The 26,031-nt window shown below is 67.3% G+C and carries 27 protein-coding genes; 16 read left to right on the top strand and 11 right to left on the bottom strand.

Features of this window, described 5'->3' with window-relative positions:
- Positions 1–107: 107 nt before the first annotated feature.
- The 8 genes from rpmI to ACFOOL_RS10580 all read left to right on the top strand — a co-directional run bounded on the left by rpmI (position 108) and on the right by ACFOOL_RS10580 (position 7,522).
- Positions 108–308, top strand: a complete 201-nt coding sequence (rpmI, locus tag ACFOOL_RS10615; protein WP_380096969.1) for a 50S ribosomal protein L35 — start codon at positions 108–110, stop codon at positions 306–308.
- 20 nt (positions 309–328) lie between these two features.
- On the top strand, positions 329–727 hold the full coding sequence (gene rplT, locus ACFOOL_RS10610; RefSeq protein WP_380096968.1) for a 50S ribosomal protein L20: 399 nt from the start codon (positions 329–331) through the stop codon (positions 725–727).
- 147 nt (positions 728–874) lie between these two features.
- Complete coding sequence (gene pheS / locus ACFOOL_RS10605) at positions 875–2,005, top strand: phenylalanine--tRNA ligase subunit alpha (RefSeq protein WP_380096967.1); 1,131 nt, start codon at positions 875–877, stop codon at positions 2,003–2,005.
- Between the two features lie 33 nt (positions 2,006–2,038).
- A complete protein-coding gene (locus tag ACFOOL_RS10600; protein ID WP_380096965.1) occupies positions 2,039–2,305 on the top strand; it encodes a BrnT family toxin in 267 nt (88 codons plus the stop codon).
- Positions 2,306–2,318: 13 nt separating this feature from the next.
- Complete coding sequence (locus ACFOOL_RS10595; RefSeq protein WP_380096963.1) at positions 2,319–2,624, top strand: BrnA antitoxin family protein; 306 nt, start codon at positions 2,319–2,321, stop codon at positions 2,622–2,624.
- A complete protein-coding gene (locus tag ACFOOL_RS10590; RefSeq protein ID WP_380096962.1) occupies positions 2,621–3,661 on the top strand; it encodes an ASCH domain-containing protein in 1,041 nt (346 codons plus the stop codon). Before ACFOOL_RS10595 ends, ACFOOL_RS10590 begins: the two co-directional genes overlap by 4 nt.
- Positions 3,662–3,672: 11 nt before the next feature.
- On the top strand, positions 3,673–6,096 hold the full coding sequence (pheT, locus tag ACFOOL_RS10585; RefSeq protein ID WP_380096961.1) for a phenylalanine--tRNA ligase subunit beta: 2,424 nt from the start codon (positions 3,673–3,675) through the stop codon (positions 6,094–6,096).
- Between the two features lie 136 nt (positions 6,097–6,232).
- Positions 6,233–7,522 (top strand): bifunctional folylpolyglutamate synthase/dihydrofolate synthase, encoded by a 1,290-nt coding sequence (locus tag ACFOOL_RS10580; protein ID WP_380096960.1) that lies wholly within the window; start codon positions 6,233–6,235, stop codon positions 7,520–7,522.
- Between the two features lie 13 nt (positions 7,523–7,535).
- On the opposite strand, the gene ACFOOL_RS10575 is transcribed toward ACFOOL_RS10580, so the two are convergent.
- The 5 genes from ACFOOL_RS10575 to ACFOOL_RS10555 form a co-directional block, all read right to left on the bottom strand.
- Complete coding sequence (locus ACFOOL_RS10575) at positions 7,536–8,117, bottom strand: DUF6969 family protein (protein WP_380096959.1); 582 nt, start codon at positions 8,115–8,117, stop codon at positions 7,536–7,538.
- Position 8,118: 1 nt separating this feature from the next.
- Complete coding sequence (locus tag ACFOOL_RS10570; protein WP_380096957.1) at positions 8,119–8,442, bottom strand: hypothetical protein; 324 nt, start codon at positions 8,440–8,442, stop codon at positions 8,119–8,121.
- Positions 8,439–9,653, bottom strand: coding sequence for a YeeE/YedE family protein (locus ACFOOL_RS10565; protein WP_380096955.1), 1,215 nt, complete (start codon positions 9,651–9,653; stop codon positions 8,439–8,441). The genes ACFOOL_RS10570 and ACFOOL_RS10565 overlap by 4 nt, the downstream gene beginning before the upstream one ends.
- 98 nt (positions 9,654–9,751) lie before the next feature.
- A complete protein-coding gene (locus ACFOOL_RS10560) occupies positions 9,752–10,654 on the bottom strand; it encodes a sulfurtransferase (protein ID WP_380096954.1) in 903 nt (300 codons plus the stop codon).
- Between the two features lie 139 nt (positions 10,655–10,793).
- Complete coding sequence (locus ACFOOL_RS10555; RefSeq protein ID WP_380096953.1) at positions 10,794–11,486, bottom strand: FadR/GntR family transcriptional regulator; 693 nt, start codon at positions 11,484–11,486, stop codon at positions 10,794–10,796.
- A 153-nt stretch (positions 11,487–11,639) separates the two neighbouring features.
- On the opposite strand from ACFOOL_RS10555, the gene ACFOOL_RS10550 reads away from it, so the two are divergent.
- From ACFOOL_RS10550 to ACFOOL_RS10530, 5 genes are all read left to right on the top strand, one after another.
- On the top strand, positions 11,640–13,181 hold the full coding sequence (locus tag ACFOOL_RS10550) for a sugar ABC transporter ATP-binding protein (RefSeq protein WP_380096952.1): 1,542 nt from the start codon (positions 11,640–11,642) through the stop codon (positions 13,179–13,181).
- Between the two features lie 75 nt (positions 13,182–13,256).
- The gene (locus ACFOOL_RS10545; protein WP_380096951.1) at positions 13,257–14,252 is read left to right on the top strand and encodes an ABC transporter permease; all 996 of its coding nucleotides are present in this window, start codon (positions 13,257–13,259) and stop codon (positions 14,250–14,252) included.
- An 85-nt stretch (positions 14,253–14,337) separates the two neighbouring features.
- Positions 14,338–15,285: an ABC transporter substrate-binding protein gene (locus ACFOOL_RS10540; protein WP_380096950.1), complete on the top strand. Its 948-nt coding sequence runs from the start codon at positions 14,338–14,340 to the stop codon at positions 15,283–15,285.
- 75 nt (positions 15,286–15,360) lie between these two features.
- The gene (locus ACFOOL_RS10535; RefSeq protein WP_380096949.1) at positions 15,361–16,092 is read left to right on the top strand and encodes an SDR family oxidoreductase; all 732 of its coding nucleotides are present in this window, start codon (positions 15,361–15,363) and stop codon (positions 16,090–16,092) included.
- 77 nt (positions 16,093–16,169) lie between these two features.
- Positions 16,170–17,441: an L-fuconate dehydratase gene (locus ACFOOL_RS10530; protein WP_380096947.1), complete on the top strand. Its 1,272-nt coding sequence runs from the start codon at positions 16,170–16,172 to the stop codon at positions 17,439–17,441.
- A 445-nt stretch (positions 17,442–17,886) separates the two neighbouring features.
- Here the strand turns inward: ACFOOL_RS10530 and ACFOOL_RS10525 are convergent, their stop codons facing one another.
- From ACFOOL_RS10525 to gluQRS, 6 genes are all read right to left on the bottom strand, one after another.
- The gene (locus tag ACFOOL_RS10525; RefSeq protein ID WP_380096946.1) at positions 17,887–18,309 is read right to left on the bottom strand and encodes a F0F1 ATP synthase subunit epsilon; all 423 of its coding nucleotides are present in this window, start codon (positions 18,307–18,309) and stop codon (positions 17,887–17,889) included.
- Between the two features lie 89 nt (positions 18,310–18,398).
- Positions 18,399–19,838 carry a F0F1 ATP synthase subunit beta gene (gene atpD, locus ACFOOL_RS10520; protein ID WP_380096945.1) on the bottom strand — a complete coding sequence of 480 codons (1,440 nt, stop codon included), beginning with the start codon at positions 19,836–19,838 and terminating at the stop codon, positions 18,399–18,401.
- Positions 19,839–19,859: 21 nt separating this feature from the next.
- Positions 19,860–20,747 (bottom strand): F0F1 ATP synthase subunit gamma, encoded by an 888-nt coding sequence (locus ACFOOL_RS10515; RefSeq protein ID WP_380096944.1) that lies wholly within the window; start codon positions 20,745–20,747, stop codon positions 19,860–19,862.
- A 22-nt stretch (positions 20,748–20,769) separates the two neighbouring features.
- Complete coding sequence (gene atpA, locus ACFOOL_RS10510) at positions 20,770–22,305, bottom strand: F0F1 ATP synthase subunit alpha (RefSeq protein ID WP_380096943.1); 1,536 nt, start codon at positions 22,303–22,305, stop codon at positions 20,770–20,772.
- Positions 22,305–22,865 (bottom strand): F0F1 ATP synthase subunit delta, encoded by a 561-nt coding sequence (locus ACFOOL_RS10505; protein ID WP_380096942.1) that lies wholly within the window; start codon positions 22,863–22,865, stop codon positions 22,305–22,307. Before ACFOOL_RS10505 ends, atpA begins: the two co-directional genes overlap by 1 nt.
- A 171-nt stretch (positions 22,866–23,036) precedes the next feature.
- Positions 23,037–23,885: a tRNA glutamyl-Q(34) synthetase GluQRS gene (gluQRS, locus tag ACFOOL_RS10500; RefSeq protein ID WP_380096940.1), complete on the bottom strand. Its 849-nt coding sequence runs from the start codon at positions 23,883–23,885 to the stop codon at positions 23,037–23,039.
- 4 nt (positions 23,886–23,889) lie between these two features.
- Between gluQRS and ACFOOL_RS10495 the strand changes: the two genes are divergently transcribed.
- The 3 genes from ACFOOL_RS10495 (at position 23,890) to ACFOOL_RS10485 (ending at position 25,864) form a co-directional block, all read left to right on the top strand.
- A complete protein-coding gene (locus ACFOOL_RS10495) occupies positions 23,890–24,561 on the top strand; it encodes a DNA-3-methyladenine glycosylase family protein (RefSeq protein ID WP_380096939.1) in 672 nt (223 codons plus the stop codon).
- Positions 24,558–25,217, top strand: coding sequence for an alpha/beta hydrolase (locus ACFOOL_RS10490; protein ID WP_380096937.1), 660 nt, complete (start codon positions 24,558–24,560; stop codon positions 25,215–25,217). The genes ACFOOL_RS10495 and ACFOOL_RS10490 overlap by 4 nt, the downstream gene beginning before the upstream one ends.
- An 89-nt stretch (positions 25,218–25,306) precedes the next feature.
- Positions 25,307–25,864 (top strand): HNH endonuclease, encoded by a 558-nt coding sequence (locus ACFOOL_RS10485; RefSeq protein WP_380096936.1) that lies wholly within the window; start codon positions 25,307–25,309, stop codon positions 25,862–25,864.
- Positions 25,865–26,031: the final 167 nt, after the last annotated feature.

Genomic DNA, 26,031 nt, shown 5'->3' with positions numbered 1-26,031 from the left:
TCCTATAGAGCCGCATCTCCGGACCGCCCGGCCAAAAGGCATGCCGTGGCGGTCTTTGAACGCGATAGGCCCTGCAATCCTATCCCAGAACACCAAGGACCCGCAAAATGCCCAAAATGAAGACCAAGTCCGGCGCCAAGAAGCGGTTCAGCTTCACCGCCACGGGCAAGGTGAAGGTCGGCGTCGCCGGCAAGCGCCACCGCCTGATCAGCCACAACGCCAAGTACATCCGCACCAACCGCGGCACCAAGATCCTCTCCAAAGGCGATGAGGGTCTGGTCAAGTGGTACATGCCGTACAATCGCTGACGCTGAAGGGATATTGAGACATGCGCGTTAAGAGAGGCGTTACCGCCCACGCCCGCCACAAGAAGGTCCTCAAGGCAGCCGAGGGCTATTACGGGCGCCGCAAGAATACCATCCGCACCGCCAAGCAGGCGGTGGAAAAGGCAGCGCAATATGCCTATCGCGACCGCCGCAACAAGAAGCGCAATTTCCGCGCCCTGTGGATCCAGCGCATCAATGCCGCCGTGCGCGACCAGGGCCTGACCTATAACCGATTTATCGACGGCCTCAGCAAGGCTGAGGTCGCCGTCGACCGCAAGGTGCTGTCCGATCTCGCGATCACTCAGCCCGAGGCGTTCGCGGCGCTCGTCGCCAAGGCCAAGGCGGCGCTGGCTTATCTCGAGGACGTCGAACAGACGACCCACGCCCGCGTCACCGCCTAGGCTTTCAGCCTCGCTGAGGTCGAATCCGCGCCTTGCGCCGCTCCGAAAGGGGCTGGCGCGGGGCGTTTTTGTTTGGTCCGGGGCGCCGCTCCCGGGCCGGTTCCCGCCGCCCGCTCCAGCCGCGCCACATTGTCCGAGTTGATGAAGATGTCCCTAGAAACCCAGATCGAAACCCTGCGCCGGGAGCTGTCCGCAGCCATTGCCGCTTCCGGCGACGAAGCCGCGCTCGAGGCCGTGCGCGTCGCCGCGCTGGGCAAGAAGGGGTCGGTCTCGGCCCTGCTGGCGACGCTCGGCGGCATGGCGCCCGAGGAGCGCAAGAGCGCGGGGCCGGCGATAAACGGCCTCAAGACCGAGATCGCCGCGCTGATCGAGGCCCGCGGGGGCGAGTTGAAGCGCCTGGCGCTCGAAGCCCGGCTCGAGGCCGAAACGCTCGACGTCACCCTGCCGCTGCCCCCGGCCCCCACCGCGCGCGGCCGCATCCACCCCATTTCCCAGACCATCGACGAGATCACCGCCATCTTCTCGGATATGGGCTTTTCCATCGCCGAAGGGCCCGATATCGAGACCGATTATTTCAACTTCACCGCGCTCAATTTCCCCGAGGGCCATCCGGCCCGCGAGATGCACGACACCTTCTTCATGAAGCCCGGCCCGGACGGGGAGAAGAAGGTGCTGCGCACCCACACCTCGCCGGTGCAGATGCGCGTCATGCAAAAGAGCAACGAAAAGCCGGCGGCGTCCTATCTCACCCCGCCCATGGACCCGCCGATCCGCGTGGTCATGCCCGGCCGCACCTATCGCAACGATTCGGACCAGACCCATACCCCGATGTTCCATCAGGTGGAGGGCCTCGTCATCGACAAGGAAAGCCATATCGGCCAGTTGCGCTGGGTGCTGGAAGAATTCTTGAAGGCCTTTTTCGAGGTGCCCAGCGTCACCTTGCGCTTCCGCCCCAGCTTCTTCCCCTTCACCGAGCCCTCGATGGAGGTGGACGTGCAATGCGACCGCTCCGGCGCCGAGGTGAGGATCGGGGAGGGCAGCGACTGGCTGGAAATCCTGGGCTGCGGCATGGTCCACCCCAATGTGATCCGCAATGCCGGGCTCGACCCCGATATCTATCAGGGCTTTGCCTGGGGCATCGGCATCGACCGCATCGCCATGCTCAAATACGGCATGCCGGATCTGCGCGCCTTCTTCGACGCCGACCAGCGCTGGATCGACCATTACGGCTTCCGCCCGCTCGACCTGCCGACCCTGTTCGGGGGCCTGAGCTCTTGATTTAATTGTGGCCACAATTAAATGGTGTAGGATGTGGAACTGGAATGGGATGAAGGCAAGAGGCAATGGACGCTTGAAAACCGGCAGCTGGATTTTGCGGACATCGCCTTGACCGACCCGGCCAGCCTGATCTCCGAAAGAGATGGTCGCCGCGATTACGGCGAATCCCGGTTTTCGAGCTTTGCCTATCTGCATGCGACACTCATCAACTTCTGCTGGACGCCGCGAAATGGTCGCATCCGCATCATTTCCATGAGGAAAGCCAATGACCGCGAACGCAAGAAATACCAGGCGCGATAGGGAGCCGGGGACGATGGAGGGCATAAGGCCCGGTGAAACGCTCGATGAATTCGAAAAGCGTGTGGGTGATGACGCGCCCGAATGGAGCGAGGAAGATTTCAAGCGCGCCCGGCCGATCTCGGATTTCCCCCAATTGCAGGAGGCGCTCGAGAACGCCCGCGCCCGGCGCGGCCAGCGCGGCCCGCAAAGAGCGGAAACCAAGGACCGCGTCGGCCTGCGGCTCGATCGCGAGGTGGTGGACTATTTCCGCGCCACCGGCCCCGGCTGGCAGAGCCGCATCAACGACATCCTTATCGAGCATGTGAAGAAACATTCGTGAGTTCCCTCCCCGCTTCACTTGAAGGCGCCGTCCGCTTCAGTTTCGGCGACAGTCCCGAACTGGCCGATCGCCTGCTGGCGCTGGTGCTTGCCGGCAAGAAGACCGCCACCTGCGGCGCGCTGCGCGATTTCGAGGCGGGCGAGCCGATGCCGCAGCCGGGCCGCCGCGACATCGTGCTCGACGGGGCGGGGCAGGAGGCCTGCGTCATCGAGACGGTCCTTGTCGAGACCATGCGCTTCGATGCCATTCCGCCTGCCTTCACCGACAAGGAGGGCGAGGGCTCCTATGCCGAATGGCGGGAAGGGCACGAGGCCTATTTCGCCCGCAATGGCGGCTTTGCGCCGGACATGCAGATCGTGTGCGAAACCTTCCGGCTGGTGCAGGTGCTCCCGGCCGGGCGGCCGGTCTATGATCGGGTGGCGACGCCGCTCTTCATCGTCACCGACATCGAGTCGGACGGGCCCACCCCGCTGCACAATTCCATGCTCAGCTTCGCCTCGGTCGCCATCGCCGCCGATGGCGGGCGCCATGGCGAATTCGAGGCGGTGCTGACCCCGCGCCCGGATCGCGTCGCCAATGAAACCACCATGGCGTGGTGGGCGACCCAGCCCGAGGCCTGGAACGCGGCCACGCAGGGGGCCGAGGATCCCGCCATCGTCATGCCGCGCTTTGCCGACTGGGTCGAAAGCCTGCCCGGTCCGAAAGTCTTCGTCGCCGCCCCGATGATCTTCGACGGGCTGTGGATGGATCATTATCTGGACGAATATGCCGGCACCCGCGCGCTTTCCGGCCCGTTCAAGGGCAGGCAGATCTTTCGCGGCGGCGGGGTATGCCTTTATACCATGGCCGGCACGCTGCGCGGCGCGCCCTATCTGGATTGGGGCATGAGCAAGCTGCCGGCCGAATTCTACGGCCATATCGCCCATACCCACAAGGCCATCGACGATGCGCGCGGCTTCGCCAATGTGCTGGTCGAACTGTTCAAGCTCTCCTCCGCGCTGCCGCCCATCACCGGCTCTGCCAGCGATTTCCGCTAAAGGTTGCAAACATGAAATTCACCCTCGACTGGCTCAAGGACCATCTCGACACCCAGGCTTCCGCCGACGAGATCGGCACCGCCCTCACCATGATCGGCCTGGAAGTGGAATCGATCGACAGCCAGGGCAAGGCGCTGGACGGGTTCGTCGTCGCCCATGTGGTGGAGGCGAAGCGCCATCCCAATTCCGACCACCTCAGCGTCTGCAAGGTGGATGCGGGCACGGGCGAGCTGATCGACGTGGTCTGCGGCGCGCCCAATTGCCGGACGGGGATGAAATCCGTCTTCGCCTTTCCCGGCACCTATATCCCGGGCAAGGATTTCGAATTGAAGGCGGGCGTGGTCATTCGCGGCGCGCCCTCCAACGGCATGCTGTGCTCGGGGGCCGAGCTGGAGCTGTCCAACGACCATGACGGCATTCTCGAATTGCCCGCCGAGGCGCCGGTGGGCACGAAATATGTCGACTATGCCGGGCTCGACGGCGTGGTCTTCGACATTTCCATCACCCCCAACAGGGGCGATGCCACCGGCGTTTACGGCATCGCCCGGGACCTGGCCGCCTTCGGCCTCGGCACGCTCAAAACCACCGACTTCACGCCCGTGCCCTCGCAGGGCCCCAGCCCCATTCTCCCGCTGCCGCATCGCTTCGCGGCGGACGAGCCCAAAGCCATCCGCAAATTCGCCGGGCGCTATATCCGGGGGGTGCGGAACGGCCCCTCGCCGGACTGGCTGCAACAGCGCCTGCGCGCCGTGGGCCTGCGGCCCATCAACGCCATCGTCGACATCACCAATCTGGTGTCGCTGGGCTGGGGCCGGCCGCTGCACGCCTATGACGCCGACCGCGTCGAGGGCGAGATGGTGCTGCGCAACGGGCGCGGCGAGGAGTTCGACGCGCTGGACAACAAGATCTACCGGATCGACGAGACCATGACGGTCATCGCCGACGACAGGGGCCCGCTCTGCCTCGGCGGGGTCATGGGCGGCATAAGGTCCGGCGTCACCGAGGCGACGGTCAACGTCTTCATGGAATGCGCCTCCTGGGACCCCCAGCTCATCGCCCGCACCGGCCGCAAGACCGGCATCGTCTCGGATGCCCGCTACCGGCTGGAACGCTCCGTCGATCCGGCCCTGACCGAGCCGGGCATGGAGCTGGCGACGCGCCTCGTCCTGGAACTGTGCGGCGGCGAGCCGATGGAGCCCGCCATTTCGGGCGAGGACGTCTTCCCCGAAACGGTGGTGGACTTCCCGCTTGCCGAAGTGCGCCGCCTCACCGGGCTCGAGGTTTCGGCCGCGGAGATCGAAGCCATCCTCACCCGGCTCGGCTTTGGCGTCGAGGGCGGTGGCGAGGTGCGGAAAGTACAGGTGCCGTCCTGGCGGCCGGACGTGACGCAGAAGGCGGATCTGGTCGAGGAAGTCATGCGCATGGTGGGGGTGGACAAGGTGCCGGTCGAGCCGCTGCTGCGCCTCGACCACGTCGCCCCGCGCATGCTGACCACGATCCAAAACCGCCGCCGCATCGCCCGGCGGGCGCTGGCGGCGCGGGGCCTCGACGAAGCGGTCACCTGGAGCTTCATCTCCCATGACGACGCGGTGCGCTTCGGGGGCGGCTCCGCGGACCGCCAGCTCGCCAATGCCATCGCCTCGGACATGACCGACATGCGCCCCTCGCTGCTGCCCGGCCTCCTCGCCGGCGCCCGCCGCAACGCCAATCGCGGCTTCGAGGACGTGGCGCTGTTCGAGGTGGGGCAGATCTTCCTCTCCGACCGGCCCGAGGGCCAGCATACCCATGCCTCGGGCGTGCGCACCGGCACGGCGAAGCTGACCGGCGCCGGCCGGCACTGGTCGGGCAAGGCCGAAGCGGTTTCGGTCTGGGACGCCAAGGCCGATCTGGCCGCCGTGCTCGATGCGCTGGGCGTCGATATCGACAAGGCCCAGGTGCTGGCCGAGCCGGCGCGCTGGAGCCATCCGGGCCGGGGCGGGCGCGTCGCCCTGGGGCCCAAGCTGACCCTGGGCTGGTTCGGCGAACTGCATCCGGCGCTGGCCGCCGAGCTCGATATCGACGGTCCGGTCGCCGCCTTCGAGATCGACCTCGATGCCCTGCCCGAGCCGCGCCGCAAGGCCACTCGCACCAAGCCGGCGCTGGAGCTGTCGCCGTTCCAGCCGGTCAGCCGCGACTTCGCCTTCGTCATGGACCGCGACGTGCCGGCGGCCTCGATCCTGCGGGCGGCGCGCGGCGCCGACAAGGCGCTGATCAGCGATGTGGGCATTTTCGACGTCTTCGAGGGCACCCATCTCGGCGCGGGCCGGAAGTCGGTCGCCATCGAGGTGACCCTGCAGCCACACGAGCGGACCCTGACCGACGAGGAAATCGACAAGGTCGCCGCCGCCGTGGTCGCTGCCGTCACCAAGAGCACGGGCGGAGAATTGCGGACCTAATCTTCAAGCTCCCCCCGGCTTCGTCATTGCCCGGCTCGTCCGGGCAATCCATGCTGTTGCGACCATGGAACACCGGGACAAGCCCGGTGATGAAGCCTATCGATGGTCCTGTTCGCCGCATTTCCGGAAGCCCGAATTGTCCCGCACCGACGCCATTCTCGCCCGCCTCAGCCGGCTGCATCCGCGGCTGATCGATCTCAGCCTCGAGCGCATGCTGCCGCTGCTGGAGCGGCTGGGCAATCCGCAGGACCGCCTGCCCCCGGTCATCCATGTCGCCGGCACCAATGGCAAGGGCTCGACCATCGCGCATCTGCGCGCCTTTCTGGAGGCGGCGGGCAAGACGGTGCATGTCTATAATTCGCCGCATCTGGTGCGCTTCAACGAGCGCATCCGGCTGGCCGGCAAGCTGGTCTCCACGCGCCGGCTCAACCTGGCGCTCGAAAGGGTGGAAAAGGTCAATGCGGGCGATCCGATCACCTTTTTCGAGGTCACCACCGTCACCGCCTTCTGCCTCTTTGCCGAAACGCCGGCGGACTATCTGCTGCTCGAAACCGGCATGGGCGGCACCTATGACACCACCAATGTGGTGAAGCAGCCGCTGGGCACCGTCATCACCCCCATCGACTACGACCATCAGGGATTTCTGGGCGACACGCTGGCCGAGATCGCCTCCAGCAAGGCCGGCATATTGAAGCGCGGCGCCAGGGCGGTGATGGGCCTGCAAAGGGACGAGGCGCGGCAGGTGCTGGCCCGCGCCGCCGCCCGGCTCGGCATCGTCCCGCTCTGGCAGGGCGAGGATTTCCACGGCCATGCGGAGGACGGACGCCTCGTCTATCAGGACGAGGCGGGCCTGCTCGACCTGCCGCCGCCGGCGCTGGCCGGCCCGCATCAAATCGACAATGCCAGCCTCGCCATCGCCGCCTGCCGCCATTTCGGCCTCGAGGTCGATGAGAACAGCTTTGCCGAAGGCTTGCGGCGCGTCGCCTGGCCGGCGCGGATGCAGGCGCTGACCGAGGGAAAGCTGCGCGCCCTGCTGCCGCCGGGGCACGAGCTCTGGCTCGATGGCGGGCACAACGCCCATGGCGCCGCCGCCCTTGCCCGCGCCATCGCGCAATTGCCGCCCCGGCCGCTGGTTCTGGTCATGGGGATGATGAACAACCGCCCGCCCGAGGATTTCCTCGATGCCTTCCGGGCGCTCGCCCCGGCGGCGGTGCTGACCCTGGCCATTCCCGGCGAGCCCAACGCCCACACCGCTTCCGAACTGGCCGCCCGCGCGCAAAAAGCCGGCTTTGCCGCAAGGCCGCAGCGCTCGGTCGGCGCGGCGCTGCGCGAAGCCGCCCGGATCGGGGGGGCGCGCGTCCTTATCTGCGGCTCGCTTTATCTGGCCGGCGACATATTGGCGAAGAACGGCACCCATCCCGATTGACCGGGGCGCGACCTCAGGCCGGCAGCGCCCACTCCGAGGTGACCTCCAGGGCGCGATCCTCGCGCGCGGGAACCCCCTGGGGCGGGTCATGGGCGGCGATCGTCGCGTCGCGCCGGCGGACGAGGGCGACGATCTCGTCCTCATAGGCGGCGAAAATGGCGGTCAGCCAGCGGTTCACCAGATAGGAAGGGCTGGGCATCTGCATGTCGAAGCGCGGCAGCAGCGCGATGGTGGCCTCGGCATCGGCCCAGTCGTCGCCCACCACCCATTGATTGACGGTGAACAGGCGCAGCAGGCGCCCATGCGCGTCGACGCCGATGGCCACGAGGTGATGGATGGGGCCTTCCGGTCCCTCGGGCCGCAGGAAGCAGTGGAAATGGCCGTGCTCGGCGGCGCCCTCCTCGGCCGGGTGGCAATGGTAGAACCATTGCGCATTGCTTTGCGGGTCGAAGACGTCACCGGGCGGATAATGGTCCCAGGCGGCGATGTCGGCGACGCCGCGAAAGGTTTCGGTGAGCACGTTGAGCCCGCCCTTGGCGAGGATGGCCTCGCAAAAGGCGATCTCCTTGCGCGCCTGCTCCCGGGCTGCGGACATGTCAGCCCCCGGTGACGACGAGGTCGGGCGCTTCCTCGCCCGCCGGCTTCTGCCGCGGGGCCGGCGGTGGCGGCGCCAATTGCGGCGCCGGCGCGGCCTGGGCGGGCGGCGGCGGGGGCGGCGTCAGTTGCGGGCTGGCCGCCGGGGGCGGCGGGGGAGCGGCCAGGGCCGGCGCGCCGGCGGCACAGGGCGCGGCCCCCGCGACGGTGCCCGTCGCCTGCGCCGCGGGGCGCGGCGGCACCGGCTTGGTCACATGGTCATAGGCGATGGCGGCGGTGGTGGCGACGAGGGCGGCGCCGAACAGCAGGGTATTTCTGGCGCTCATTTGCGGGTCAATCCATCCAGGCCGAAAACGGGACGCAGCCAGACGCCGGCGAAGGAGCCGGCAAAGGCGGCGGCGAACCACAGCCAGCCATGCAGGCTGCCCGTGGCGATGCCGGAGAACAGCGCCCCGATATTGCACCCGAAGGAGAGGCGCGCGCCATAGCCCATGAGCAGGCCCCCGACAATGGCGGCCAGCAGCGAGCCCAAGGGCAGCTTCGCCCTGGGGGCGAACTTGCCGGCAATGGCGGCGGCGAGCGCGGCGCCCAGCACCAGGCCGAAATCCATCACCGAGACGGTATCGGCCAGCACCGAGGAATTGAGCGCCTGGGCCTGGGCCGGCCAGGTCCAGAATTCCCAGGAGGCGACGTCGATGCCCACGCCCTGGGCGATCTTGGCGCCCCACAGGCCAAAGCCATAGGTGATCGACCAGGGGTGGCCGGCCAGCAGCAGGGTGGCGATATTGAACAGGGCCAGCAGCAGCCCGGCGCCGACCAGCGGCCAGGGGCCGTAGAGAATCCAGCTCCAGCCCTGCCGCGCCGGGGCCGGCTCGCGCTCGATATTGCCGTGCGCGCGGCGTTCGATGAGGGCGGTGACCAGCGCCACCAGGGCAAGGGCGGCGATGGTGGCGGCGAGGGCGAAGCCGACGCCCAGCTCGGCACCCAGGCTGATGGCGGGCAGGGAGGGCTGCTCGAGCCAGAACGGCAGATGGGCGGTGCCGATCAGCGCGCCGATGATGAAGAAGGCCAGCGTCACCAGCATGCGGGCCGAGCCGCCGCCCACGGTGAACAAGGTGCCCGAGCCGCAGCCGCCGCCCAATTGCATGCCCAGGCCGAACAGGGCCGCGCCCAGCAGCACCGAGACCCCGACCGGCGCCATGGCGCCGACCATGGCCTGCCCGCCGATCGTGCCGGCGGCGACCAGCGGGATCATGGCGAGCGCGGCGACGCCGATCATCAGCATCTGCGCCCGCATGGCGCGGCCGCGCTTTTCCACCACCATGCGGCGCCAGCCGCCGGTGAAACCGAAGGAGCCGTGATAGAGCGTGGCCCCGAGCGCCCCGCCGATGAGGAAGAGCCCGCCCTGGCGCAGGTCCACCGCATTGGTGATGAACAGGAAGCCGGCCAGCAGCACGGCGGCGGCAATGACGAGGGGCCAGCGATCGACGGTGACGGCGGGCAGGTATTTGGGCGCGGAAACGGAAATGTCGCTCATGGGTCCACGAAAAGGGTTGTCGGAAAAAGCCGCAGGATGCCGCGCGTGGCGCGGCATCCGGTCGATGGTGCCCTCGGGAGGCGGCGGTCCGGTCCGGCCTACTGGATCGGACGGGCCGGGTCGGCCGCCCATTCGGCCATGGAGCCGTCATACATGGCGGTGTGCTCGTTGCCCGCCACTTCCGCCAGGGCGAACCAGGCGATCGAGGCCCAGTGGCCGGTATTGCAGAAGACGATATTGTCCTCGCCCTCGGCCACTTCCAGCCCCTTGAGCAGGGCGTCGATGGTTTCGGGCCGGGCGAAGCTGGCATATTCGGCGCTGTAGAAATTGGAGTGAGGCAGGTTGCGCGAGCCGGGAATGGTGCCTTCCACGCGCACCACCGGGCTCTTGGACTGGCCCAGATACTGCTCCTCGGGGCGCGCGTCGATCAGCGTGATGCCCTGGGCCAGCGCCGCCTCGACATCGGCGGTGGTGGCGCGCAGCTCCTCGCGGATTTCGAAGGGGAAGTCGGTGGCCGGACGGGTGGCCGCCTCGGCGACGCGCTCGCCGCCCTGGGCGTCATATTGCCGCCAGCCGCCATCGAGGATGGAGACGGCGTCGTGGCCGAGATATTTGAAGGTCCAGTAGACGCGGGTGGCGCCGCCGAACTCGGAGGAATCGGTGCCCCAGGGCACGATCACCACATGGTCGTCGCCATCGATGCCCAGGCCCCCGATGAGGCCGGCGATCTGCTCGGCGGGCGGAATCTGGGCCGGAACGCCCTCGACCTCGACGCGCCAGCCGGCGCTGGCATAGGGGGCGACCACGGCATTGGCGATATAGGGCAGCTCGCCCAGATCGGTGCCCTCGATATTGTCGCGGATATCGAGGATGACCAGATTGTCGTCGCCGGCATGGGCCTTGAGCCATTCCGCATCGACAAGCGGGGTGGCATCCTGGGCCTGGACGGCGGCGGGCGCGGCGACCAGCACGAAAGCGGCTGCGAGAGCGGCGAGGCGCATGGGAAAACTCCGTATTCGATCCGAGCCGAAACTATCGCGGACGGCGCGGCAAAGCGACGTGGGCCGATGCCAAAAGCAGGGCCGGAAGGGAAAAAGCGGCCTCAAACGCGGCGCGCCGGGGCAATGAAATTGCGGCGGCCTATTCCCAGGCCTCCAGCATGGCGTCGGCGACGAATTGCAGATGCCGCGCCATGGCGCTTCGCGCCTCGTCGTCATTGCCGCTGACGATGGCGGCGACGATGGCTTCGTGATCGTTGAGGATATGGGCGCGCACCGCCCCGATATCGGCCAGATGCTGGTGGAAGCGGGTATCGACCGCGCCGCGCCGCGAGGCCCACAGCCCGTCCAGCATCTCGCGCAGCACCGCATTGCCCGAGGATTCGGCCAGGGTCATGTGCAGCGTGCGGTCGCTTTCCGAGGACCACTGCCCCGCTGCCGTCTCGGCGCGCATGCGGCGCAGCGTCTCGGCGAGCCGCGCCGTGCCCTCGGGCGACACATGGCGGCTGGCCAGCGCCGCCGCCTCGGGCTCGAGCAGGCGGCGCACCGCCATGATCTCGAGCGGCGAGGCGCTCATCTCGGGCAGGGCGTCGCCCGCCGCCTCGCGCTGGCGCACAAAGGCACCGACCCCCACCCGCACCTCGACCAGACCCGCCACTTCCAGCGCGATCAGCGCCTCGCGCACCGTGGGGCGGGACACGCCCAGGCCCAGCGCCAGATCCCGCTCGGAGGGTAGCTGGCGGCCCGGCGCCATCGCCCCGCCCAGAATCTGATCGCGGATCTGGTCGGCGATCTGGATATAGAGCTTGCGGTTGGATACGGCCTGAAGCTTCATCGCGCCCCCTCGGGATTTTCATATCGTCGGGGGCCGCACCTGTCTAGTGGCCAGACCGCTTGACAGCCCCACACTCTTGCCCTTAGCTCTCCACCGCAAGCGGGCCGGCGCCGAGCAGTGCCAAGACCGGAACCGGTGCAGGGGAGGCTGATCATGGTGGGAGAGACGTCCGACGCCGCGCCGTCGCCGCTGGTGGTCATGCGCGGCATCGACAAGTCCTTTCCCGGCGTGCGGGCGCTGTCGCAGGCGCAGTTCGAATTGCTGCCCGGCGAGGTCCATGCCCTGATGGGCGAGAACGGCGCCGGCAAATCCACCCTGATGAAGATCCTTTCGGGCGTCTATCAACGCGATGCCGGCAGCCTCGAGCTCTATGGCCGGCCGGCCGAGATCGCCTCGCCGCGCGAGGCGCAGGATGCCGGCATCGGCATCATCCATCAGGAACTGGCGCTGATGCGGGACCTCACCGCCGCGCAGAACATCTTCATCGGCCGCGAGCCGCGCCGCTTCGGCATCCTGGACGAGGGCCGGCTCAATCGCGGCGCGGCGGCGATCTTCCGCTCGATGAACCTCAAGCTCGACCCCACCGTGCTGGTGGAGACGCTCACCATCGCCAAGCAGCAGATGGTGGAGATCGCCAAGGCGCTCTCCTACCGATCGCGGGTGCTGATCATGGACGAGCCGACGGCGGCGCTCAACGACGCCGAGATCGCCGAATTGTTCGCCATCATCAACCGGCTCAAGGCCGAGGGCGTCGGCATCGTCTACATCTCCCACAAGATGGACGAGATCAAGCGCATCTCCGACCGGGTGACGGTGATGCGGGACGGGGAATATGTGGGCACCGTGCCGGCGGCCGAAACGCCCATCGAGACCATCATCTCGATGATGGTGGGCCGCAAGCTGACCGACGAAGCGCTGGCCATCCCCGATACGGCGGACGCCCCGATCGCGCTCGAGGTGCACAATCTCAATCGCGGCCGCGAGATCCGCGAGGTCAGCTTCTCGGTGCGCCAGGGCGAGATTCTGGGGCTGGCCGGGCTGATGGGGGCGGGCCGCACCGAGGTGGCGCGGGCCATTTTCGGCGCCGACCGGCGCGAGGGCGGCGACATCCTCGTGCATGGGCAGCGCGTGCGCATCGTCTCGCCGCGCGATGCGGTGGAAAAGGGCATCGGCTATCTTTCGGAGGACCGCAAGCTGTTCGGCCTCGCCACCGGGCTCGACGTGCGCAACAATATCGCCTTGGCCAGCCTCGAGCGCTTCACCGGCCCCATGGGCGTGCTCGACGAGCCCGGCATGCAGGCGGCGGCGGACCGCTATATCCGCCAGCTCGCGATCAAGACGCCCAGCGACACCCAGGAGGCGCGCCTGCTCTCGGGCGGCAACCAGCAGAAGGTGGTGATCGCCAAATGGCTGCTGCGCAATTGCGACATCCTGATCTTCGACGAGCCCACGCGCGGCATCGATGTCGGGGCGAAATCCGAAATCTACAAGCTGCTCAACGCACTGGCCGCCGAGGGCAAGGCCATCATCGTTATTTCCTCGGAACTGCCCGAGATCCTGCGGCTCTCGCACCGCATCGCGGTGATGTGCGAGGGGCGGCTGACCGGCATCCTGCCCGGCGGCTCCAGCCAGGAAGACATCATGCGGCTGGCCACCATGCGCGAGCCGGCCATGGAGGTGCGCCGTGCGGGGTGACCACTTTCTTTACCTCTCCCCCATGGGAAGAGGTGGGGCGACAGCCTCCGATCCAGCGAATATGAGGAGGTCTGCATGACCGACGCCACCGCTCCGGCGCAGAAATCCGGAATCCGCATCACCGGCGCCTTCCACCGGCTGCTCGCCTTTTCGGGGCTGCTGGCGCTGGTGGTGGTGTTCTCGCTCGCCTCGCCCAATTTCATGCAGACCCAGAACATATTGGCGATCCTGCAGGCCACCTCGGTCAATGGCGTGCTGGCCATCGCCGCGACGCTGGTGATCATCACCGGCGGCATCGATTTGTCGGTGGGCACGCTGATGACCTTCTGCGCCGTCATCGCCGGCGTGGTGCTGACCTATTGGGGCATGCCCATGCCGCTGGGCATCCTCGCCGCCATCCTCGCCGGCACCGCCAGCGGGCTGGTCTCGGGCGTGGTCATCGCCAAGCTCAAGGTGCCCCCCTTCATCGCCACGCTGGGCATGATGCTGATCCTCAAGGGCCTGTCGCTGGTGATCTCGGGCACGCGGCCGATCTATTTCAACGACACGCCCGGCTTCACCCAGCTTTCGCAGGGCTCGATCGTGGGCGCCCTGGTTCCGGCCATGCCCATTCCCAATGGCGTGCTCATCCTCTTCGCCGTGGCTCTGCTGACCGCCTTCGTGCTCGGCAAGACGGCGCTGGGGCGCTACACCTTCGCGCTGGGCTCCAACGAGGAGGCGGTGCGCCTGTCCGGCATCAATGTCGACCGCTGGAAGATCGCCGTCTATGCCGTGGCGGGCGCCATTTGCGGGGTGGCGGGCCTGCTCATCGCCAGCCGCCTCAACTCGGCCCAGCCGGCGCTCGGCCAGGGCTACGAGCTCGACGCCATCGCCGCCGTGGTCATCGGGGGCACCTCGCTGTCGGGCGGGCGCGGCACCGTGCTCGGCACGCTGATCGGCGCCCTCATCATTTCCGTGCTGGCCAATGGCCTGCGCATCCTTTCGGTGGCCCAGGAATGGCAGACGGTGGTGACCGGCACCATCATCATCCTGGCCGTCTATGCCGACATACTGCGGCGCCGCAAACTTTAGGCGCCGGTCTTCAACGCGCGTCCCGCGCCAACAAGGGGCAATGCCAATGCCTTGCACATCCATTTTAGCATCTGGGAGGAATACCATGTTCAACCGCCGCACCCTGCTCGGCGCCATCAGCGCCGTGGCCATGCTGGCCACCGGCCTCACGCCGGCCCTGGCGCAGGAAAATTACGATATCGCCCTCGTGTCCAAGGGCTTCCAGCATCAGTTCTGGCAGGCCGTGAAGGCCGGCGCCGATCAGGCCGCCGCCGATCTGGGCGTCTCGGTGACCTTCGAGGGCCCGGAAAGCGAAACCCAGGTCGACCGGCAGATGGACATGCTGGCCGCCGCCCTGTCGCGCCAGCCCGACGCCATCGGCTTCGCCGCGCTCGACAGCCAGGCCGCCATCCCGCTGCTGCAGCAGGCCGACGCCGCCGGCATCCCGATCATCGCCTTCGACTCGGGCGTCGACAGCGACATTCCGCTGACCACCGCCACCACCGACAACGCCGCCGCCGCCGCGCTGGCCGCGGACGTCATGGGCGAGCTGATCGGGGGCGAGGGCAAGATCGCCGTGGTCGCCCACGACCAGACCAGCCGCACCGGCATCGACCGCCGCGACGGCTTCCTCAACCGCATCGCCGAGGCCTATCCCAATATCGAGGTCGTCTCGGTCCAGTATGGCGGCGGCGACCAGTTGCAGTCGACCGAGATCACCAAGTCGATCCTTCTGGCCAATCCCGATCTCAAGGGCATTTTCGGCACCAATGAGGGCTCGGCCATCGGCGTCGCCAATGGCAAGCAGGAGCTGGGCAGCGACGTCGTCGTCATCGGCTTCGATTCGGGCGCGGCGCAGAAAAGCATGGTCCAGTCCGGGCTCATGGCCGGCGCCATCACCCAGAACCCGGTCGGCATCGGCTACCAGACCGTGCAGGCGGCCGTCGCCGCCCTCAACGGCGAGGAACTGCCGCCCGTCATCGACACCGGCTTCTACTATTACAACGCCGAAAACATGGACAACCCGGAAATCGCCGCCGTCCTTTACGACTAAGCCTCGCCTGCCGGCATGGCCCGCCCCTTCCCGCGCGGAGGGGTGGGCCATGCCTTCTCATTCCAGGACCGCCACATGACCGACCTCACCGGAAAGACCGTTCTCATCACCGCCGCCGCCCAGGGCATCGGCCGGGCCTCCGCCGAGGCGTTCGCGCGCGCCGGCGCGCGCGTGATCGCCACCGACATCAATGCGGACAAGCTGGCCGGGCTCGCCGGGATGGACAATGTCTCGACCCGCCTGCTCGACGTGCTGTCCGCGGCGGAGGTGAGGACGGCGGTGGCCGAAATCGGCCAGATCGACGTGCTGTTCAACTGTGCCGGCGTGGTCCATTCCGGCACCGTGCTGGAGATGAGCGACGCCGATCTCGAGTTCGCGCTCGATCTCAACGTCAAGGCGCAGATCCGCACCATCCGCGCCGTCCTGCCGCAAATGCTGGAGCGCCGGGACGGCGCCATCATCAACATGGCGACCGTCGCCTCCTCGGTGAAGGGCGTGCCCAACCGCGCCGCCTACACCATTTCCAAGGCGGCGGTGGTGGGGCTGACCAAGTCCATCGCCGCCGACTACACCAGTGCCAATATCCGCGTGAACGCCATCTGCCCGGGCACGGTCGATTCTCCCAGCCTGCACGAGCGCTGGCAGGCGACCGGCGATTTCGAGGCGGCCCGCAAGGCCTTCATCGCCCGCCAGCCCATCGGCCGCATCGCCCGGCCCGAGGAAGTGGCGGATCTGGCCGTCTATCTGGCCGGCGCCACCTATACCACCGGACAGGTGCACATCATCGACGGGGGCTGGACGGCGTAGCCCCCCAATCCGGCGCTGCGCGCCACAGCCACGATGCCCCCCTCTCCCTTGCGGGAAGGGGCATCCCGGAGACGCACATGAAGATCACCAGCCTCAAAACCCACGACCTGCGGTTCCCCACCTCCGCCGCTCTCGACGGGTCGGATGCGATGAATCCCGACCCCGATTATTCCGCCGCCTATCTGGTGCTGGGCACCGATGGCGCGCATGAGGGCCATGGGCTGACCTTCACCATCGGGCGCGGCAACGAGGTGGTCTGCGCCGCCATAGAGGCGCTGGCCGGCCGCGTGGTGGGGCTGGAGCTCGACTGGATCGAAGCCGATCCGGGCCGCTTCTGGCGCCATGTCACCGGCGACAGCCAGTTGCGCTGGATCGGGCCGGACAAGGGCGCCATGCACTTGGCGACCGGCGCCGTGGTCAATGCGGTCTGGGACCTGCTGGCCAAGCGGGCCGGCAAGCCGGTCTGGCTCCATGTCGCCGAGATGAGCCCCGAACAGCTCGTCTCCATCGTCGATTTCCGCTATCTCACCGACGCCATCACGCCCGAGGAGGCGCTGGAGATCTTCCGGCGCGCCGAAAAGGGCAAGCAGGAGCGCATCATGACGCTCCGCCGCGAGGGCTATGCCTGCTACACCACTTCGGCCGGCTGGCTGGGCTATTCCAACGACAAGCTGACGCGGCTGGCGAGCGAGGCGGTCGAGGCCGGCTTCACCCATATCAAGATGAAGGTGGGGCGCGATCTCGAGGACGATATCAGGCGGCTGGAAATCGTCCGCGCCATCATGGGGCCGGACCGCTATCTGATGATCGACGCCAACCAGGTCTGGGAGGTGGACGAGGCCATCGCCTGGGTCAACGCGCTACAGCGTTTCTCGCCTTATTTCATCGAGGAGCCGACCAGCCCCGACGATGTCGAGGGGCATCGCAAGATCCGCCAGGGGGTCGCCCCGGTCAGGGTCGCCACCGGCGAGATGTGCCAGAACCGCATCCTGTTCAAGCAGTTCATCACGCGCGAGGCCATCGACATCGTGCAGATCGACGCCTGCCGTCTCGGCGGGCTCAACGAGGTGCTTTCGGTGCTGCTGCTGGCGGCCAAATACGGCAAGCCGGTCTGGCCCCATGCCGGGGGCGTGGGCCTGTGCGAATATGTGCAGCATCTCTCGATGATCGACTATCTGGCGGTCTCGGGCAGCAAGGAGGGGCGGGTGATCGAATATGTCGACCATCTGCACGAGCACTTCCTCGACCCCTGCGTCATCCGCGACGCCGCCTATATGCCCCCCGAGCGCCCCGGCTTCTCCATCCAGATGAAGCCGGAATCGATCCGGGAGAATACTTTCCGGGGGTGAGCGGGGCCAGACCGCGTGGCGAGAGGCTTTCATGTTTTTGACGGAATCGGCGACCAGCGCTCCCTCCCCCTTGAAGGGAGGGTTGGGGAGGGGGTGGATCTGACGGATCACCGAAGGACCCCCACCCCCGACCCCTCCCCTCAAGGGGGAGGGGAGCAAGAAGGCGCTGATCCGCTTGACAGTGAAAGGCTCGAGCCTGTCGAACCACGAGGCCGGATGACGCCGGGGGCCGCGTCCTTCGACGGAATCGGGATGAAATTTGTGTGGGGGGAGTTCCGCCCCTTCGTCATTGCCGGGTTCATCCCGGCAATCCAGTTCGCGGCGATCTCACATGGACCACCGGAACAAGTCCGGTGGTGACGATGGGGAAGGGACGGAGCCGGAGCGCTGGGCGTCACGGGTTTCCGCCAGACCTCATGGCGAGGACGCTTCTACGGCACCCTCGTCAGTGGACGTGGGCGCCGTCGATATGCTGGGCTTCGATGGCGAGGTTGAGCAGGGCCGAGACGACCTCCTGCGCATAGGAGCGATCCTCGGGGGTCTGGGCGCGGTTGAGCTCTTCCTCGGCGGCGCGGATCTGGGCCTGCAGGTCGCCATGGTCGAATTCGGTGAAGGGCACCGACTGCTCGGCGAGGATGGTGAGGCCCTTGCTCGAGACGTCGGCAAAGCCGCCGCGGACGAAATAGACCTCGGCGCCCCCGTCCCGGGACACGGTGATGAAGCCGGGGCGCAGCGTGGTCATGAACGGGGCGTGGTCGTGCATGACGGTGAAATAGCCTTCCGTGCCCGGCACGGTGACCGATGCGACGGTCTCGGACAGCACCAGCCGCTCGGGCGACACGATCTCGATTCTGAGGCCTTCAGCCATTCTTTCGGTCCTTTGGCAAAAGGACCCGAACTCGCATCCGGGCCCCATGTCGAGAAAGACTGGGCCGCCAGCGCGGCCCAATCGGAATTTTAGGCGGCCTGGGCGGCCAGCTTCTGGGCCTTGGCGACCGCGTCCTCGATGGTGCCCACCATGTAGAAGGCGGCCTCGGGCAGGTGGTCGTATTCGCCGTCCACCAGGCCCTTGAAGCCCTTGATGGTGTCCTCGAGCTGCACGAAGACGCCCGGCGAGCCGGTGAACACCTCGGCCACGTCGAAGGGCTGGCTCATGAAGCGCTCGATCTTGCGGGCGCGCGCCACGGTGAGCTTGTCCTCCTCGGACAGCTCGTCCATGCCCAGGATGGCGATGATGTCCTGCAGCGCCTTGTACTTCTGCAGCACTTCCTGCACCCGGCGGGCGACGTCGTAATGCTCCTGGCCCACGACCTGCGGGTCGAGGATGCGGGAGTTGGACGCCAGCGGGTCCACCGCCGGGTAGATGCCCTTTTCCGAGATCGCGCGGTTGAGCACGGTGGTGGCGTCAAGGTGCGCGAAAGTGGTGGCGGGAGCCGGGTCGGTCAGGTCGTCGGCGGGCACGTAAACGGCCTGCACCGAGGTGATCGAGCCCTTGGTGGTGGTGGTGATGCGCTCCTGCATCGCGCCCATGTCGGTCGACAGGGTCGGCTGATAGCCCACCGCCGAGGGGATGCGGCCCAGCAGCGCCGACATCTCGGCGCCGGCCTGGGTGAAGCGGAAGATGTTGTCCACGAAGAACAGCACGTCCTGGCCCTGGTCGCGGAAATGCTCGGCCAGCGTCAGGCCGGTCAGCGCCACGCGGGCGCGGGCCCCTGGAGGCTCGTTCATCTGGCCGAACACCAGGGCGCATTTGGAGCCCTCGGCCGAGCCGTTATTGGCCTTGGGGTCCTTGTTCACGCCCGATTCGATCATTTCGTGATAAAGATCGTTGCCCTCGCGGGTGCGCTCGCCGACGCCGGCGAACACCGAATAGCCGCCATGGGCCTTGGCGACGTTGTTGATCAGCTCCTGGATCAGCACCGTCTTGCCCACGCCCGCGCCGCCGAACAGGCCGATCTTGCCGCCGCGCGCATAGGGGGCGATCAGGTCGACCACCTTGATGCCGGTGACCAGGACCTGGCTTTCCGGGCTCTGCTCGACGAAGCTGGGGGCCTCCTGGTGGATTTCGCGGCGGGCGGATGCGTCCACCGGGCCGGCCTCGTCGATCGGCTCGCCGATGACGTTGATGATGCGCCCCAGGGTCTCGTCGCCCACCGGCACCGAAATCGAGGCGCCGGTATCGACTACGTCGACGCCGCGCACCAGGCCTTCGGTGGTGTCCATGGCGATGGTGCGCACGGCGTTCTCGCCCAGGTGCTGGGCCACTTCCAGCACCAGGCGCTGGCCGTTATTGGTGGTTTCAAGCGCGTTCAGGATGGCGGGCAGGTGATCGTCGAACACCACGTCAACGACGGCGCCAATGACCTGCGAAACGCGACCGGCCTTCTTCTCTGCCATTTGTTCGTCCTCGCTGATGGGTTAGAGCGCTTCGGCGCCCGAGATGATTTCGATGAGTTCTTTGGTGATCTGGGCCTGGCGCTGGCGGTTGTAGCTCAGCTGCAGCCGGTCGATCATTTCGCCCGCATTGCGGGTGGCATTGTCCATGGCGGACATCTGCGCACCGTAGAAAGAGGCGCTGTTCTCGAGCAGGGCCCGCAGGATCTGCACGCTGATATTGCGCGGCAGCAGGTCCTCGACGATGGCTTCCTCGCTCGGCTCGTATTCATAGGGCACGGCGGCGGCTTCCGCCTCGCCCTCGCCCTCGGCCCTCTCGATGCGGGCGGGGATGAGCTGCACCGCCTGCGGCACCTGGCTGATGACCGAGTTGAACTTGGCGAAATAGAGCGTGGCCACGTCGAATTCGCCCGCGGCGAACATGGCCTGCACCTTTTCCGAGATCAGCGCCGCCTGCTCGAAGCCGACATTGCGCACCTCGCGGAAGCTGACGGTCTCGACGATGAGATCGGCGAACTGGCGCTTGAGGATGTCGTTGCCCTTGCGCCCGACGGTCAGCAGCTTGACCGTCTTGCCCTCGGCCTGGAGCTTGAGCGCGTGCTCGCGGGCGAGCCGGGCGATGGAGGAGTTGAACGCCCCGGCCAGGCCCCTTTCGCCGGTGGCGACCACCAGCAGGTGCACCTGGTCGCGGCCATTGCCGCCCAGCAGCACCGGCGCGTTCTCCTGCCCGTCATAGACGGCGGCGAGGCTGGAGAGCACCCGGCCCATGCGCTCGGCATAGGGGCGGGCGGCCTCGGCGGCCTCCTGGGCGCGGCGCAGCTTGGCGGCCGCGACCATCTGCATGGCCTTGGTGATCTTCTGGGTCGATTTGACCGAGTCGATCCGGTTCTTGAGGTCCTTTAGCGACGGCATTGCCTGTCGTCTCCTTCAGGGCTTAGGCCGCGTAGGTCTTCTTGATCTCGTCCAGCGCCGCGGTGAGGCTGGCGCGGCTCTCGTCGCTCAGCGCCTTTTCGGTGGCGATGGTCTGGAGCAGGCCGGCATGGCGGGCGCGCAGGTTCGAAAGCACGTGCTTTTCGAAATCGCCCACCTTGTCGACCGGCAGGCTGTCCAGATAGCCGTTGACGCCGGCGAAGATCACCGCGACCTGTTCCTCGGTGCGCAGCGGCGAGAACTGGGGCTGCTTGAGCAGCTCGGTCAGCCGGGCGCCGCGGTTGAGCAGGCGCTGCGTCGCGGCGTCGAGGTCGGAGCCGAACTGGGCGAAGGCAGCCATTTCACGGTACTGCGACAGCTCGCCCTTGATCGAGCCGGCCACCTGCTTCATCGCCTTGACCTGGGCCGAGGAGCCCACGCGCGACACCGACAGGCCCACGTTCACCGCCGGGCGGATGCCCTGGAAGAACAGGTTGGTCTCGAGGAAGATCTGGCCATCGGTGATGGAGATCACGTTGGTGGGGATATAGGCCGACACGTCGTTGGCCTGGGTCTCGATGACGGGCAGGGCGGTCAGCGAGCCGAGCCCGTGGTCCTCGTTCAGCTTGGCGGCGCGCTCAAGCAGCCGCGAATGCAGGTAGAACACGTCGCCCGGATAGGCTTCGCGGCCCGGCGGGCGGCGCAGCAGCAGCGACATCTGGCGATAGGCCACGGCCTGCTTGGTCAGGTCGTCATAGGCGATCACGGCATGCTGGCCGTTGTCGCGGAACCACTCGCCGATGGCGCAGCCGGTGAAGGGCGCGATATATTGCAGCGGCGCCGGGTCCGAGGCGGTGGCGGCGATGACGATGGAATAGGGCAGCGCGCCCGATTCCTCGAGCTGCTTGACGAACTGGGCAACGGTCGAGCGCTTCTGGCCGATGGCCACATAGATGCAGTAGAGCCGCTCGGTATCGGAGGCGCCGGCGTCGTGCGCGGGCTTCTGGTTGAGGAAGGTGTCGAGGATGATGGCCGACTTGCCGGTCTGGCGGTCGCCGATGATCAGCTCGCGCTGGCCGCGCCCGATGGGGATCAGCGCGTCGATGGCCTTGAGGCCGGTGGACATGGGCTCGTGCACCGACTTGCGCGGCAGGATGCCCGGGGCCTTGACGTCGACGCGGCGGCGCTCGGTGTGCTCGATGGGACCCTTGCCGTCGATGGGATTGCCCAGCCCGTCGACCACGCGGCCCAGCAGGCCCTTGCCCACGGGGGTATCCACGATGGCGCCGGTGCGCTTGACGACGTCGCCTTCCTTGATCGAGCGGTCATTGCCGAAGATCACCACGCCGACATTGTCGGTCTCGAGGTTGAGCGCCATGCCCTGGACGCCGCCGGGGAACTCCACCAGCTCGCCGGCCTGCACCTTGTCGAGGCCGTAGACGCGGGCGATGCCGTCGCCCACCGAGAGCACCTGGCCGACTTCGGAAACCTGGGCTTCCTGTCCGAAATTCTTGATCTGGTCCTTGAGGATCGCAGAGATTTCCGCGGCTTTGATGTCCATTATCCGACCTCTTTCATGGCGATCTTCATCGCAGCGAGTTTTGTCTTGAGGGATGAGTCGATCATCTGGCTGCCGACCTTCACCTGAAGGCCGCCGATCAGCGAGGGATCAACGAATTGATTGAGGGTGACGGTGCTGCCCAGCCGCGCCTTGAGCGTCTCGGCCAGCGCGCCGGCCTGCGCCTCGGTCAGCGGCGCGGCCGAGGTCACCTCGGCGGTGATCTCGCCGCGCGCCCGGGCCGCCAGTTCGCGGAACACGGCGATGATCTGGTCGAGCGCGAACAGGCGCCCATTGCCGGCCACCACGCGCAGGAAATTGCCCACCAGCGGATTGACCTTGGCCTTGCCCAGAATGGCGTCGAGCGCCGTGGCCTTAGCGTCGCCGGAAATGACGGGGGAACGGAGATAGCGCGAGAAATCCTCGCTTTCACCGATCAGCCGGGAGATGTCGGACAGCCCGGTCTCGACCTGGGCCAACTGGTTCTCGCCCTGGGCGAGATCGAACAGCGCCGACGCATATGGCCGTGCGATCTGGGTAAGCACTGAATTCTGCGCTGCCAATGCCGCTTCACCCTCTTTCTGGCCGGCCCCTGGACTGGTTCCGCAGGCCGGAACCGGGGTGGCTTATGAACGCTTGGACGTACTCGGAAACGGGCCGCGAGCCGGACCCCCTGAAAGTTGCGCTCGCTCTAACACAAGCCAAGCGCGCCATGCAAGGCTTGGGGAAGCGATTCAGTTGCGGCGAATTTGTCGCAGGATATCGGCGCGCGTCCAGCCCCGATCCCGCAATTGCCGCAGGCTGGGCGAGCCCTTCGACTTGGACAGCTTCTCGCCGTCCGCGCCCCGCAGCAGGGGATGGAAATGATAGCGGATTTCGGGCAGGCCCAGCAGCATCTGCAGCAGCACGTGGATATCGGTGGCCGCCTCGAGGTCGCGGCCGCGCGTCACATGGGCGATGCCCTGGGCCGCATCGTCCACCACCACGCTCAGATGATAGCTGGTGGGCACGTCCTTGCGCTGCAGCACCACGTCGCCCCAGCGTTCGGGGCGCGCATAGCGGATTTGCGGGCGATCGAGGATGGAGGGGCCGATCACGGTGAAGCTGAGAGCGCCGGTGCGCGCCAGCGCCGCCCCGGTATCGAGCCGGTATTGCGCCTTCTCGCCGCGCGCGAGGCGGGCCTGCCGCTCGGCTGCGCCCAGATGGCGGCAGGTGCCCGGATAGAGCGGCGCGCCGTCCGGATCGGTGCCTTCGGCCCGGGCGGCGATATCGGCGCGGGTACAGAAACAGGGATAGAGCAGGCCCATCTCCTCGAGCTCCCGCGCCGCCGCCCGGTAGGCCCCGAAACGCTCGGACTGGCGCATCACCGGTTCGGGCCAGTCGAGGCCCAGCCAGTGCAGGTCCTCGAAGATGGCGTCGGTAAATTCGGGTTTACAGCGGAGACGGTCGATGTCTTCGATGCGTAATAGGGCGGTCCCGCCCAGTTTTTCCGCCGCATCCCAGGTGACCAGCGCCGACAGGGCATGGCCCAGATGCAACGGACCGTTGGGGCTGGGGGCGAAACGAAGCAGTGGCCTGGACATGGATATGAACGATAGCACCGAAATTGCCCGCGTCACACCGCGGATCGACACCGAGGAAGGGGTGACCTGGCATCTGGACGCGCTGGTGGGCCGGGCGCCGCTGCTCGAGCCCATGCGCCTGACGGCCGGGCCGGTTCCGCCCCGGATCAACCCGAAGGGCTTTGCCGGCATGGCCAAGGCGATCTGCGGCCAGCAGCTTTCCGTGGCCAGCGCCGCCGCCATCTGGGGGCGGTTCGAGGCCCTGCCCGGCGCGCTCGAGCCCGAACCCTATCTCGGGCTCGCCGAGGAGACGGTGCGCGCCACCGGCTTCTCGCGCGGCAAGTTCCTCGCCCTGCGCAGCGTGGCCGGGGCCGTGCTGTCGGGAGAGCTGGATTTCGCCCGGGTCGAGGCGCTGCCCGCCGAGGACGCCGTGGCCGAGCTGGTGAAGCTCAGGGGCGTGGGGCCGTGGACGGCGGAAATCTACCTGCTGTTCTGCGCCGGCCATCCCGACATCTTCCCCGCCGGGGACCTGGCCCTGCTCAAGGCGGCCCAGCACGGGCTCGGCCTTGACGCCCGCCCCACGATCAAGGAGATGATCGCCCTGGCCCGGGACTGGTCCCCGCACCGTTCGGTGGCGGCGCTGATGTTCTGGCGCTATTTCGCGGCGATCAGGAAGCGGGAAGGAAGCCTGTTGTGACCAAACTGTCCGGACCCATGCTGGCTCCCGCCCATGGCGGCGCGCCCGATGCGGCGGTGGTGCTGCTGCACGGCTATGGCAGCGACGGGCACGATCTGATCGGGCTGGCGCCGCACTGGCAGGACCTGTTGCCCGGGGCGCTGTTCGTCTCCCCGCATGCGCCCCAGGCCACCGGCATGAGCGGCTATCAATGGTTCGCCATCGACTGGGAGGGCGACCGCGTCGCCAGCCGCCAGGCCGGGCTCGCCGCCGCCCGCCCGGTGCTGGCCGGCTTTCTCGAGGATTTGTGGACCCAGACCGGCATCGCCCCCGGACGCACCCTGCTCGCCGGCTTCAGCCAGGGCGCCATGATGGCGCTGCATGTGGGGTTGAGCCTGCCGGCGGAGCGGACCCCGATGGGGGTCATCGGCTTTTCGGGCGCCTTCCTGCCGCCCGAGGGCTTTGGCGGGGAAGGGCTGGCGCGCCCGCCGGTCTGCCTCGTCCATGGCGATCTGGACGAGGTGGTCGATCCCGCCCTCAGCGCGGCGGCCGAGCGCCTGCTGGCCGGGGCCGGCATCGAGGTGATCCACCATGTCAGCCGGGGCGTGGGGCACGGCATCGCCCCCGACGGCCTCGCCGCCGCCACTCGCTTCATCGAAAAGATCGCCGCGAAATAAGATTTCCGCGCCCGCTTCACACGCCCGACACAAAGGGTTTAGTATAGACGGGTTATGGACTTACGCGATTCCCGTTTCGGGAGACTCAAGTGACCATACATGTGTCGCCTGAGGCTTGTCCCGCTCTGGTGCTGAACGCCGATTACCGGCCGCTCAGCTATTATCCACTCTCTTTGTGGTCGTGGCAGGATGCGATCAAGGCGGTGTGCCTGGAACGCGTCAACATCGTTTCCGAATACGATACGATCATCCATTCGCCCAGCTTCCAGATGCGCCTGCCCAGCGTGGTCTCGCTCAAGGATTACGTGAAGCCGGCGCGCCACCCCGCCTTCACCCGCTTCAACGTCTTCCTGCGCGACCGCTTCCAGTGCCAGTATTGCGGGGCGCGGGAGGAGCTGACCTTCGACCACGTCATCCCCCGCTCCAAGGGCGGGCTGACCACCTGGGAAAACGTGGTGGCCGCCTGCGCGCCCTGCAATCTGCGTAAGGCCAACCGCCTGCCCAGCGAAATCCGCATGTTCCCGCACCAGGCTCCCTACGCGCCCAGCGTGCATGACCTGCACAATAACGGCCGCGCCTTCCCCCCCAACCACCTGCACCGAAGCTGGCTCGACTATCTCTATTGGGACATCGAGCTCGAGCCCTAAAGCCTTTCATAAAGGGGAATAAGCGCCTTCTCCCCTCCCCTCGAGGGGGGTGTACATTTAGGGCTCTTGGCTCGATTTTTCTCCCACACCGGGCTGCCCTCGGGCTTGACCCACTGCTGTCCGGTTAAATTTTCTGGACTACGTGCATGACATTGATTCTACTTCGT

It is taken from the genome of Devosia honganensis (assembly GCF_042648785.1).
Classification (GTDB): domain Bacteria; phylum Pseudomonadota; class Alphaproteobacteria; order Rhizobiales; family Devosiaceae; genus Devosia; species Devosia honganensis.
Note: the sequence above shows the minus strand (reverse complement) of the source record. Positions and strands in the feature narration are given on the sequence as shown.